General features: G+C 54.9%; 12 protein-coding genes. 6 read left to right on the top strand and 6 right to left on the bottom strand.

All coding sequences use genetic code 11. From position 1 onward, the window contains the following. The first annotated feature begins 16 nt into the window (after nt 1-16). Nucleotides 17-2,395 carry a glycoside hydrolase family 3 N-terminal domain-containing protein gene (locus C1N64_RS13085; RefSeq protein WP_394514867.1) on the top strand — a complete coding sequence of 793 codons (2,379 nt, stop codon included), beginning with the start codon at nt 17-19 and terminating at the stop codon, nt 2,393-2,395. 38 nt (nt 2,396-2,433) lie between these two features. On the opposite strand, the gene C1N64_RS13080 is transcribed toward C1N64_RS13085, so the two are convergent. After that, nucleotides 2,434-2,886: a GNAT family N-acetyltransferase gene (locus tag C1N64_RS13080; RefSeq protein WP_039340309.1), complete on the bottom strand. Its 453-nt coding sequence runs from the start codon at nt 2,884-2,886 to the stop codon at nt 2,434-2,436. Nucleotides 2,887-2,999: 113 nt separating this feature from the next. Between C1N64_RS13080 and hipB the strand changes: the two genes are divergently transcribed. The 3 genes from hipB to C1N64_RS13065 are packed head-to-tail and all read left to right on the top strand — an operon-like array spanning nt 3,000 to nt 4,342. Beyond that, on the top strand, nt 3,000-3,239 hold the full coding sequence (hipB, locus tag C1N64_RS13075) for a type II toxin-antitoxin system antitoxin HipB (RefSeq protein ID WP_033741710.1): 240 nt from the start codon (nt 3,000-3,002) through the stop codon (nt 3,237-3,239). Next, a complete protein-coding gene (locus C1N64_RS13070; protein ID WP_394514866.1) occupies nt 3,239-4,132 on the top strand; it encodes a HipA N-terminal domain-containing protein in 894 nt (297 codons plus the stop codon). The genes hipB and C1N64_RS13070 overlap by 1 nt, the downstream gene beginning before the upstream one ends. 57 nt (nt 4,133-4,189) lie before the next feature. Beyond that, nucleotides 4,190-4,342 carry a hypothetical protein gene (locus C1N64_RS13065; RefSeq protein WP_394514865.1) on the top strand — a complete coding sequence of 51 codons (153 nt, stop codon included), beginning with the start codon at nt 4,190-4,192 and terminating at the stop codon, nt 4,340-4,342. Between the two features lie 5 nt (nt 4,343-4,347). Here the strand turns inward: C1N64_RS13065 and C1N64_RS13060 are convergent, their stop codons facing one another. Next, nucleotides 4,348-4,764: a GFA family protein gene (locus C1N64_RS13060; protein WP_006119187.1), complete on the bottom strand. Its 417-nt coding sequence runs from the start codon at nt 4,762-4,764 to the stop codon at nt 4,348-4,350. A 97-nt stretch (nt 4,765-4,861) separates the two neighbouring features. On the opposite strand from C1N64_RS13060, the gene C1N64_RS13055 reads away from it, so the two are divergent. Continuing rightward, the gene (locus C1N64_RS13055) at nt 4,862-5,485 is read left to right on the top strand and encodes an FMN-binding negative transcriptional regulator (protein ID WP_367143016.1); all 624 of its coding nucleotides are present in this window, start codon (nt 4,862-4,864) and stop codon (nt 5,483-5,485) included. Between the two features lie 59 nt (nt 5,486-5,544). Here C1N64_RS13055 and kup read toward each other — a convergent pair whose 3' ends face one another. Beyond that, nucleotides 5,545-7,413 carry a low affinity potassium transporter Kup gene (kup, locus tag C1N64_RS13050; protein ID WP_205951890.1) on the bottom strand — a complete coding sequence of 623 codons (1,869 nt, stop codon included), beginning with the start codon at nt 7,411-7,413 and terminating at the stop codon, nt 5,545-5,547. Between the two features lie 828 nt (nt 7,414-8,241). Between kup and C1N64_RS13045 the strand changes: the two genes are divergently transcribed. Further along, a complete protein-coding gene (locus C1N64_RS13045) occupies nt 8,242-9,885 on the top strand; it encodes a methyl-accepting chemotaxis protein (RefSeq protein ID WP_394514864.1) in 1,644 nt (547 codons plus the stop codon). 45 nt (nt 9,886-9,930) lie between these two features. Here C1N64_RS13045 and C1N64_RS13040 read toward each other — a convergent pair whose 3' ends face one another. From C1N64_RS13040 to C1N64_RS13030, 3 genes are read right to left on the bottom strand one after another with little or no spacing between them, the layout of a single operon-like run. Then, nucleotides 9,931-10,578 carry an anti-sigma factor gene (locus C1N64_RS13040; RefSeq protein ID WP_367143017.1) on the bottom strand — a complete coding sequence of 216 codons (648 nt, stop codon included), beginning with the start codon at nt 10,576-10,578 and terminating at the stop codon, nt 9,931-9,933. Further along, nucleotides 10,575-11,129 carry an RNA polymerase sigma factor gene (locus tag C1N64_RS13035; RefSeq protein WP_033741702.1) on the bottom strand — a complete coding sequence of 185 codons (555 nt, stop codon included), beginning with the start codon at nt 11,127-11,129 and terminating at the stop codon, nt 10,575-10,577. The genes C1N64_RS13040 and C1N64_RS13035 overlap by 4 nt, the downstream gene beginning before the upstream one ends. Nucleotides 11,130-11,171: 42 nt before the next feature. Continuing rightward, nucleotides 11,172-11,735, bottom strand: coding sequence for a fasciclin domain-containing protein (locus C1N64_RS13030; protein WP_006119170.1), 564 nt, complete (start codon nt 11,733-11,735; stop codon nt 11,172-11,174). Nucleotides 11,736-12,048 lie beyond the last annotated feature (313 nt).

Raw genomic sequence — 12,048 nt, 5'->3', positions numbered from 1 at the left:
GCGAAAGGAGAGAAACATGACCGAGATGTATAAGGATCCTCATCAGCCCATTGACATACGCGTAGACGATCTGTTGTCGCGCATGACGGCCGAAGAGAAGTTCGCCCAGATGCACGCCTACTGGCTCATCCTGGATGAACAGGGCAATCATCAGCCGCGAAGCGATTTGAGCGATGACTTCACGGGCGTCAGCGAACACACCATCCTGAAGGCGCAGTTAACGCACGGCGTCGGTCAGATTACCCGTCCTTTGGGCACGCACATTGTTGATGCCGTCACTGGCGTGCGTGCCGCGAACCGTTTACAACGCGACCTGGTTGAAGGCTCGCGCCTTGGCATCCCGGCCCTGTTTCATGAGGAGTGCCTCGTGGGTTTACTCTGCAAAGGCGCTACGCTCTTTCCGTCCTCGCTTAACTACGGTTCTACCTGGGATGCCGGGCTGGTGAAACGGGCGGCACAGCATATTGGTGCCGAAGCGCGTTCCGTTGGCTGTAAGCAGGGGCTGGCTCCGGTACTGGATGTGTCACGGGATGTCCGCTGGGGCAGAACGGAAGAAACCTTTGGAGAAGATCCCTGGCTGGTGGGCGTGATGGCAACGGCCTATGTCGAAGGTTTACAGGGCGAACGGCGCGATCTGCTGGCTACGCTCAAACACTATGCAGGCCATTCATTTAGCGAAGGTGCGCGCAATCATGCGCCTGTCCATCTCGGTTTTTGCGAACTGAACGACACGTTCCTGCTGCCGTTCGAAATGGCCGTAAAGCTGGCTAATGCCGGCTCGGTCATGCCCGCTTACCATGACATCGATAATCAACCCAGCCACAGCGATCGTTTTTTACTGACCGACGTGCTTCGGGAGCAGTGGGGATTCGATGGCCTTATCGTGGCGGACTATGGCGGCGTCAGTTTGCTACATCAGCATCACGGCATTTCGCAGGATGCGGCGGAGTCGGCGGCACTGGCGTTTAATGCCGGTCTGGATGTCGAACTGCCTAAGGATGACTGCGCGCGTCATCTGGCCGAGGCGGTATCCCGTCAACTGCTGTCGATGGAAACGATTGACCGTATTGTCAGCCGTATCCTGACAGAAAAATTTCGCCTGGGGTTATTCGACGATCCGTACATCCGTGAAGCGGACATTTGTCTTCAGCACGAGGAAACCCGTCAGGTAGCGCGTACGGTCGCCACACAGTCAATTACGCTGCTGGAAAATAACGGGATTCTGCCGCTGAAAACCGGCGCGCGCGTGGCGGTAGTCGGGCCCTGTGCTGACGATCCGCTGGCTTTGCTGAGCGGCTACAGTTTTCCGGTTCACCTGATCATCAGCGATATGCTGGAAGAAACATCGCAGGTCACCACGCCGCTGGCCGCAATGCAACACTATCTGGGTGAACAGCAGGTCCGCTATGCCAAAGGGTGCCATATCATTGAAACCCGCACCGCCGGTGCGCCGGTTTTCCCGGGGGACAGCGGGGCGAAACCAATGCAGCAGTCGCCGGTGTCTCAGGACACCGGGTTGATTGACGAGGCGGTTGAGGTTGCCCGACAAAGCGATGTCGTGATTGCCTGCGTGGGGGATCTGGCGGGGTTGTTTCAAAGCGGCACCGTAGGCGAAGGATCGGATACCGACAGCCTGACTCTGCCCGGCGTTCAGCAGCCGCTGCTGGAGGCGCTGGCCGCCACAGGTAAGCCCCTGATTGTGGTGATGACGGGTGGGCGACCTTACAACCTGCAAGGACTGGAGGAGCGCGTCGCGGCCTTTATGCTCGCCTGGGCGCCGGGCCAGGAAGGCGGCTGGGCGATTGCCGATGTGCTGACGGGGCGGGCAGAACCGCAGGGGCGACTGGTGGTCAGTATCCCGAAAAACGTCGGCGCGATGCCGTTCTATTACAACCACAAACTGAAAAGCGGTGGAACGCCTATCGCGTTTCATTTTGGCGCACGCTATCCGTTTGGCTTCGGTCTGGGCTGGACGACGTTCGACTGGGGCGCGCCTCAGCCTGAACAGGATCAGGTCGCGATCGATGACGAGATCCGCCTGCGGATCACCGTGACCAATCGGGGTGAACGGCAGGGCAGCGAAGTGGTCCAGCTCTATGTTCGTGACCGAATCGCCAGCCGGGTACGCCCGCTTCAGGAACTGAAAGCGTTTCAGCGCGTCACGCTGGCGCCAGGCGCGTCAGCCGAACTGTGCTTTACGCTTCCTGTCGATATGCTCAACTTTACCCGTGGCGATGGTAAACGTATTGTCGAACCGGGAGAGTTCGAGTTGCAGACAGGTTCCTCGTGCCGTGATATTCATGGCGTCAGCACCGTAACGGTAACGGGAGAAACGCGTGTGCTGCCGACACACTGGCGGATGTTAAGCACCTGCTCGGTCAACGTTGCCGACTGAGGCCTTCGCCTGCCCATTAAGCGGATGGGCAGGCGCGTTTAGGTGTGCTCGCACAACGTTTTCGTCAGGTAATGACGCTGCATACCGGCTTCGGGAAAATCCGGCAGCGACATTTTCAGGACATAGCCCTGTTTCTGGTAAAAGGGCAGGGCCTGAAAGCTAAAGGTATCCACTTGTGCGCTGTGGCAGCCTCTGGCCACAGCCGCCTGTTCCGCAGCACGAATCAGCTCACCGCCCAGGCCCGCACCACGTTGGGCTTCACTGACCCACAGGTAATCAATACACAGCCAGCGGCCTTTAATGCTGCCAGCCAGCCCGCCTTGTAACGGCCCCTGATCGTGACGACACATGACCGACAGCGGTCCCCATAACGCCGTGTCAATAAACTGATGATTCCAGGCACGCAGCCCGGTAAAGAGATCCTGCTTGTCCTGCTCACTCAGCGTGTGAGTCACGGTCAGCGAAAAAGTGGTGTTAACGGGCCTGCTCATTTTTTGTCCTTATATCCCCTGTAAGGGATAATATTGCCGTTATCAAAAGGGGCATCTACGCTATAAATATCCCCTCCAAGGGATAAATTTTGATGAATGATGGAGCGCGCAAGATGATTTACAGTCCCCGGCAGTTAGCTAATCAGCTGAAACGCCTGCGTCAGCAGCAGGGCTGGACCCAAACCGACCTGGCCAAACGCGTGGGCCTGAAACAGGCAACGCTGTCTCATTTTGAAAATTATCCTGAGTCTACCTCACTGGAAACGCTGTTTAAAATTTTGCAGGCGCTGGATATTGCTCTGGCGCTGCAGATCAAAACGCCCCCGACCACGCCAGCGGAGGATGCCTGGTAATGGCAAAACTCATCGCCTGGATGAACGGTGAGCGGGTCGGAACGTTAATGCAGCATCATGACGGGACGCTGAGCTTCCAGTACGCTGCCAGCTGGCTTCAGCATCCGCTCACCCGGCCTCTCTCACTGTCACTGCCGCTGCAACGTGCCGCCCACCACTCAGTCAGGGTGAGCTATTTCTTCGAAAACCTGCTAAGACCTATCCCATTGACAGAAAAGGAAAAGAACCAGGCTTTCCAGACAAAATCCTGTGGGGTTTTCGCCGTATTGCAAAAAGTGGGATACCGGTTACCGGGTGCACTCATCATGCTGCCGGTAAACCAGCAGCCCGTTGAGCTGGATGACGAATCCATAATGTCCGATATGGCCAGCGCACATGCCGACAGCGACAACGCCTTTCTGTGTCTTGCGCTGGCGCGTGAACTGGGCCTGCCTGTACCGGATGCCAGGCCGCTTCGCCAGGAAGGCGGGGGCTGGCAATTGTGCATCACGCGTGACGACCGTCGCTGGAATGCGGACCGGACGCAGTGCTACCGCCTTCCCACCGAAAACCTGTGCCAGGCGCTGGGATTCCCGCCCGCATGCAGTCATGAACAATCGGGCGGTCCGGGCCTTGAGGCACTGATGGGATTACTGATGGGATCGCGCAGCGCGCTTACCGATCGCGAAGCGATAATGCGTTGCCTGGTATTTCAGTGGTTAACAGGCATCACCAGTCTGGATGCCCGACATATCAGATTGTTCATCGAGCGCGAGGGGAGTTTTCGGCTGGCACCGTTTCGGTGTCTGGTCTCCGCCTGGCCCGCGCGCTCTCAGCGCAAAATGGACCGCGATGACATCCAGTTACCCCTTGGTGTCACTGGCCCGGCGGGCAAGCTGCATCGCATCACGTAGATCGCGTCCTCACACTTTCTGGCCAGTGCCCGCAGCGTGCGGTTCAGTGAGGAGCATATGCACGCTATCCTGAATGGCTTTGTGTCTGCTTTACCGGCTGCGATGATCCGGGTACGTGACAGCCTGCCAGAAGAGGTTTCTCTGGTGGTGGCCGATGCGATTTTCAGCCATTCATTGCTGATGCTCGAACAGGTCCGTTCGCTGACCTGAAGGGATCATGACGTTTCCGGCTGGTAAATCAGATGTCCCGCCACGCCGCCTTTGCCCCCATCTTTGGGATGGTTCATGCCATCCGTCACGGGAACGGAGGCGAAATCAAAAGGGGAAACGCCTGTCAGGCACGCCGCGTTAACCCCGAACTGTTCGGGATTAGAGCGGCTCTGGTGGAAGGTGTAAATACCACAAACCGAGCAGAAATAATGCACCGCCTGTCCGGAATTAAAGCGGTATTCACTCAGCGCCGCTTTCCCTTTGTGGATCGTCAGCCCCGAAGCAGGGGCAAACACCACCACGGCACCGCGCATCCGGCAAAATGAACAGTTACAGCGTCGGGCCGTATTCAGTCCATCCAGCAGTTCAACAGTAAACGCAACCGCACCACAGTGGCACTGTCCTGAAGTGATTTCTGTCATCGCTTGCTCCTTTTTCATCCTGTCACGTTTCGCAGCGTGACAGAGGTGAGGGGTTAATGGCATAAAGACGAAAGGGAATTCAGCCAGGATATTGTGAATGCTTAACGTAAAAGACACCAGCATGACGCCGGAAGAGTGCAGACATTTTCTCACGCAGCACACGTTTGGAACGCTGGTGAGCAGCGATCTGCAAATCAGCCATATTCCGTTTTGCTTCAACGGTGAAAACGTTCTTGAAACACATCTGGCACGCAATAATCCGCAACGGGTTGCGCTGGCGCAGCAGCCGTGCCTGCTGAGCGTTCTGGGTCCGCATGCCTTTATCAGTACGGATTACTATCTGGCGTCACCTGCCGTTCCAACCTGGAACTATGCCGCCGTCAGCGTGAAAGGCATCAGCAGGCTGATGACGCAGGCGGAACTGGGCCAGTCGCTGGACAGAATGTTAGCCGCGTTTCAACCGGGCCTGAGGCAGGATAAACAACAGCTTCCCGATGATTATCAACAAAAACTGATGCAGGGCATCACCGGTGTCAGGATAGAGATTAGCCACATCAGCGGCACGCTGAAGCTTGGGCAGCATCGCCGTCCACCCGAACAGCTTAATGTTTTCCAGCAACTGGCTGCCCAGGGCGGTGCGTATGCGGATTATGCGCGCTTTGCTCAGGACTGGCTGAGCCGCTTCCGGCCAGACGTACTGACCCGTCACCACGGTGCGTAAAGACTGAGGAGGGAATAAACCGGGCGGCGTCACATGAAGACGCTGCCCGGGTACGTCAATCAAAACTCTTTTTGCCCACCCAGCTCAATGACGCGGTTTGGCGGGATCATAAACTGTTCATGGGCACGTAACGCATTGCGCTGGAAGAAATGGAAGATGGCACCACGGGCATGTGCCAGACCGCGTCGTTTCTTCATCACCAGCGTGTCGTGAGAGGTGAAAAACGACGCCTCATTTAACGTACAGCCAAATCCTTCCAGCCCGCACAGGTGCAACACATCTTTCATGGAAGGCCGTTCATGCCAGCCGTATTCGGCCGTCACCTGCCAGAAGGACGGCGAAAGCTGACGTAGCGCGATGCGCTTCTGGTTATGAACACGCGGCAGGTCAACCGTTTTGATATGCAGAAGAACCGTCCGCTCATGCAGCACCCGGTTGTGTTTCAGGTTATGCAACAGCGCCTGCGGAATTTCATACTCTTTGCGGGTCAGAAAAATTGCCGTACCGCCAACCCGCATCGGGGGCGAAGCCTCCAGCGAGCTAATCAGGGCTTTTAACCTGACGGGATCGTCAGTCAGACGACGAATGAGCCTTGAACGCTCTCCGCTCCAGATCAGCATCAGCATCAGCATCGTCATCGCCAGCAACACGGGGACCCAGCCGCCCGACAGCAGTTTCATCAGGTTGGAAATAAACAACGGAACGTCGATCGCCAACATACAGAGCAGGAAAACCAGCGCCACGGGCAGCGGCCATTTCCAGTTTTTAAAGGCGACGATACCGGCCAGGCAGGCTGTCAGAACCATGGTGCCGGTCACCACGATGCCGTACGCCGAAGAGAGGGCCGAGGACTGACGGAAGGCCAGGATGACGACGGTCACCGCACCGAAAAGTAACCAGTTCACTACCGGAATGTAGATTTGCCCCGATTCGGTTGCCGAGGTGAAAATGACGCGCATCGGCGGCAAAAATCCCTGACGAATTGCCTGATGTGTCAGGGTATAAACCCCACTAATAATCGCCTGAGCCGCAATAACGGTGGCCAGCGTCGACAGGATGATTAACGGAATCTGCGCCCAGACCGGGGCCAGGATATAAAACGGGTTTTGTATCGCGGCGGGACTGGCCAGCACCAGCGCCCCCTGACCGAAATAGTTCAGTACCAGAGCAGGCAGGGCAATGATCAGCCACGCCAGCCTGATGGGGGTTTTCCCCAAATGCCCCATGTCAGCATACAGGGCCTCCGCACCGGTCACCGCCAGCACCACCATGCCCAAAGCTGCGAAAGACAGGGCTTCATGATTCAGCAGAAATTTCAGCGCAAATGCCGGGTTGAGCGCATGAAGAACATGGGGATTCATCAGAATTCCGTGCACGCCCAGTATCGCCAGGGTGATAAACCACACCAGCATAATCGGCCCAAAGACGCGGCTGACCCGTTCAGTGCCGTGTTTTTGAATCACAAATAACAGAGTCAGAATCACCACAGCCAGCGGCACGATATAGCGATCCAGCGCGGGTGCAACAACCTCGATCCCCTCAACGGCGGACAGCACTGAGATGGCCGGCGTGATAATGCCGTCGCCGTAAAAAAAGGCGCCGCCCGTCAAACCGGCAAGCACAATGATGCGGCTGAGCGTGGCGCCAACATTTTGCCGGGCCAGCGACATTAAGGTCAGTATTCCCCCTTCGCCATCGTGATCGGCGCGCATGATGAACATGACATATTTCACCGTCACAATCAGCATCAGTCCCCAGAAGATCAGCGACAGAAAGCCCATCACGGCTTCTTCGGTGACCGCGCCAGAAGGAAGGATAGAAAGACACTCTTTTAAGGTATAAAGCGGGCTGGTACCGATATCACCAAATACGATCCCTGCTGCTGCCAGCATACCGGCTGGAAGGGATTGCTTTTCAGACTGGGCCATTTAATGTCCTGTTGTATTTCACGTCATCATAAGCTTCAAACCGACAGTTACACCGGTTGACGCTGAGCATGACATTACGCGTTTTGCTGTGAATTAGGGAGTAGCTGGTGATGTTATGTACTGCATTTTTACAGCTTTGCGCTTTATTTTTACGGCATTTTTATACAACTGTCGATTTGTCCGGCAGTGAGGCCTGACGCTGACCCTTTACCGCTACCGTTTCCCCCTGACGCGTGATTCGCCTGCCAGGTCAACACACGCGGATAAGGTCTCATCTCAACGCTGCCTCCCTCGTAACAGCATGCGGACGCGTCCGTGCACGCTCAGAACAGTTCCTCAAAGTGTAATCAGCCCGTACAGGAAACACCACGCAGCCTCTGCCGTTTTAAAAAAATATTTTTTAATAGTCCTTATTTATGATTAATGCTGTCAGCGATTTTTTAAGGCTAATTAATTTCAAAAAATAAAAGACAAATACGGTGTCGTGGACAGGGGGTGAAGACGATTTTGCGCTGTCTTTAGCCAACTTTTACTGATTAATGTCGTGTGTCGTTTTAAATAAGGTTGGATAAACGATGACTGAAAATAAATTTTGTTTATTTTTAATCATTATCACTTCTTCTTTTTAATTTTCCTTTCTGCCTTTAATAGTCAAACTCTCATTCAGCGGGCTAATCTGTTTTTATGAAAATAAACGTTTTGTCCTGATATCTTTGCGACACAGAACCATCTGACATTAATGCTAATGCCTGAAGCGTCGATATATTTATTGCTGGCGTTATTCAGCATTACTTACAGAATTACCGTCTTAATATTCGGGGTTTTAATATGACTATTACACAGCGACTTTTCCTGACGTTTTCTCTACTCTCCGCAGCTATGGTCGCGATGGTAGTGATCGTCATCATGGTGTTAGCAGGCTTTCAGTCGCGTTTTCAGTACGTGCAAGACAACACGCTACCTTCAATTGTAGACCTTGATAAAATGGTCAACGGCAGTAATCGGGTTAACGTATCGCTTTATCGCCACCAGAGTGCCAAAGATTCGGCTAAGCAGGTTGAGTTCGAAAAAGAAATCGCTGCGAAGATGGATACGCTGAAAGGCCTGACCCTGTTCTATTTAAAAAATGAAATTACCAACGATCAGGATAAGCAGTTAAGTGAACATGCGCTGGCACTGATTAAACAGATCCAGACGCGCTTACCTGCCTTCCTTGAATACTCGCGTTCGCATGATGACGCTCATTCTCTTTCCGCGTTGCAAGGCCCGGACGGCGTGGGGCAGTCTATCCGTGATCTCATTGAAAGTTATCAGAAGCAACTGCAGTTTAATGTGCAGGTGGGCGCGGCTTTTCAAAAAGAGAATAACCGCGTTTATCATCAAACCTTATGGGCCTTAATCGCCGGTTCCAGCGTCATTATCCTGATATTGGGCGCGTTATCTGTTCGTACTATATTAAGCATTCGTCGCCATCTGAATGGTATGCGCACAACCATGGAGCACGCCAGCGAGCGGCTTGATTTAACGCTGCGTGCCGATGACGCACGTAAAGATGAAATCGGGTTAACGGCAAAAGCATTTAATGCTTTGGTGGAGAATGTGGCGCAATCTTTGTCTGCCGTCGAACGGTCCGCCCACTCGGTCAGCACGGCCTCGTCGCAAATTTCAGCCGGTAACGAAGATCTCTCCTCACGAACCGAACAGCAGGCCGCGTCGCTTGAAGAAACGGCGGCCAGCATGTCTGAACTGAGCGAAACGGTTCGTCAGACGGCTGAAAATACCCGTCTTGCCAGCCAGTTGTCTAAAAACGCGCGTGAGATATCCAGCGACAGCTCTGACAAAGTGCACACCATGTTAGGCACCATGACCGACATAAAACAGAGTTCGGAGAAAATCACCGCCATCATCGCGCTGATTGAAGGTGTGGCGTTTCAGACCAATATCCTGGCACTCAACGCCGCCGTTGAGGCCGCCCGTGCCGGCGAGCAGGGGCGTGGCTTTGCCGTGGTGGCCGGTGAAGTGCGTAATCTTGCCCAACGCTCGTCGGCCTCCGCACGGGAGATTAAAGATCTGATCGAATCGTCGATGCGTTATGTGGCAACGGGCGTCAGCCAGGCAGAGCAGGTCGGGGAAAATATGGGGCGCATGAATGATGCAATTCGCCAGGTCACCGATCTGGTTGATGAGATTGCCATTGCGTCTCAGGAGCAGTCGCTGGGCATCAGTCAGGTCCATCAGGCTGTGCATCAGATGGATGACGTTACGCAACAGAACGCCGCGCTGGTGCAGGAAGCGTCATCAGCATCGCGCTCGCTGATGGATCAGGCAGGCACCCTGAATGATCTTGTTGCCGCCTTCGTGCTGACCGAGGCTCCCGCTGTACAGGCGCGCACGGTGGCGCCGCTCAAACCCGCCTTCGCGATGGCGAGCGCATCGGCATCAAATCAGGACGCAAACTGGCAACATTTCTGATGTGTCGGTGACACGCAGTGACAGGACTGTCACTGCATGTCGGGCCTATATTTTACCACTGTAGAGTACGGGCCCGGTGGGTTGCCCGGTCGGTGAGCCGCCCCGCGGCTCCCGGCTGATGGCGACCACCGCGTTTTTCAGGGAATCTTGCCGTTTCAGTGCCAGTTGGGTGGCTTGTTCAGCGTTAAGTAACCCCAGCGAAATGGGACGACTGCCTGTTGGAATCAGCCATAACTGCAGGCTGGTGTGGCTGTCAGCCGTTACCGGCTGCAATGGCGTCACCCGTAACTGGGTTAAATCGTGGTCGGCGCTGACCACCCATTGGCTGTGTTGCTGAACGTCACTCATGACGGTAAGCGGGGTAAACTCTGGCACGTAAAACATGCGCCAGGAAAAAAGGGCAAGGACCGCAATGGCCGCCGCTACCATCCAGCCCAGTGCGGCGCGGCGGGCAGGGCGGGCAGAGGGTTTTGCGGGCAGATTCAGGACAATTTTCTTCCAGACCCGATCCGGCGGGATTTCGGGTATCAGTTGACTGTCCAGCCCAGCGAGTAACGTTTGCCATTTGGCAACCTGTTCGGCCAGCTCTGGCTCGGTCAGCAGGCGCGTCTGAAAGCGTAACCGGGCGGGGCCACGCAGCGTACCAATGGCGTACTCGGCAGAGAGTGCATCGTCACGTTGTTGTCTGTTCATAGTCCGACACATTCCCGAAGGTGGGCCATGGCACGGCGGATCCAGCTTTTCACCGAACCTACCGGCTGCTGTAGCCAGTGAGCAATATCGCTGTGTGACATGCCCTGATAATAGGCCAGCGTAACGCTCTGCCGTTGCTCGCTGCTAAGGTTTTCCATACAGCGACGCAGGCGCGCAGCCTGGGCATCATCGGGCCTGCTGTCCGGTTCGTCGGTATCGACGACCAGCAGGGCATCATCATGCGGTTCTTCTGTACTGGCCATGCGCGCCTGTCCGCTACGTAACCAGTCAATACAACGATGACGAACGATCTGCGTCATCCAGGTCATCGGCGCGCTCAGCGCTGGATCATAGGTCTCCGCTTTGCTCCAGATGGTGAGAAAGCAGTCATGCAGCACTTCTTCCGCCCAGGGGCGATGGCGTAACATCCGTAAGGCAATGGCAAAAAGGTGCGGCGAGGTTTGCCGATACAGTTTTTCGAACGCCAGGCGATCGCCTTTCACGATCGCCTGCATCAGGGTTACCTGCTCCACTGCCCGCACCTTGTCCATAATCATCCTGAATGATGTGATTTTCCGTTTGAGTATAGAGAATTACTTCGGCATTAATACGGTATCAATCACATCTATCACGCCGTTTTTCTGGTTGACGTCATACGTACTGATATTGGCCACGTTACCCTGTGCATCTTTCAGCTGAATATTGTGTGGGCCATTATTCATAATCCACAACGGCTGGCCGTTAACGGTTTTCAGTTCAGCATGACCGCCGCCTTGCTTAATCTTGTTCTCCAGCGCTTTCATGTCGTATTTGCCTGCCACAACATGGTAGGTCAGGACGCTGGTCAACTGCGCTTTGTTTTCCGGCTTAAGCAGATTATCGACGGTACCGGCGGGCAGTTTCGCGAACGCGGCATTGGTTGGGGCAAAGACGGTAAACGGCCCTTTACCCTGTAGTGTGTCAACCAGACCGGCCGCCTTCACCGCCGCCACCAGCGTGGTGTGATCTTTCGAATTCACCGCATTCTCAACGATATTTTTCTGAGGGTACATCGCAGCGCCACCGACCATCACGGAGCCCGACTCCATTGCGGCAAATGAGGCGGCAGTAAACAGGAATGCGCTTGAAACTACGGCAACAGCGAAGAACTTTTTCATCGTAAATCCTCATAAGAGAGAGTGGGTAAGTGTCTTGCAAAGAGAGATACGAGAGCAGGGGCGTCACTGGATGCAGAAAAAAATAATTTTTTTTACGAAGATTTATCCGCTGGAGGCGGGCGCACGGGTACGGTCAAGCACGCCTGGACGTTTAAGCACAATTTTCACGGGCTGTCCGGCCAGGCGATACCGTCACTAACACAAAGCGATTCAAGCACACTCAACCCGTTTCCTGTGTGCTTCAGACCTCATGCCGTTCGCAACAGCTGGCGTGAGCGACTGATAAGCCCTGTGGACCGCGAAGCACGCCTGT

This window comes from Pantoea sp. SGAir0215, assembly GCF_043543215.1.
The sequence above is the reverse complement of the archived record's forward strand: the minus strand, read 5'-3'. Positions and strand labels throughout refer to the sequence as shown.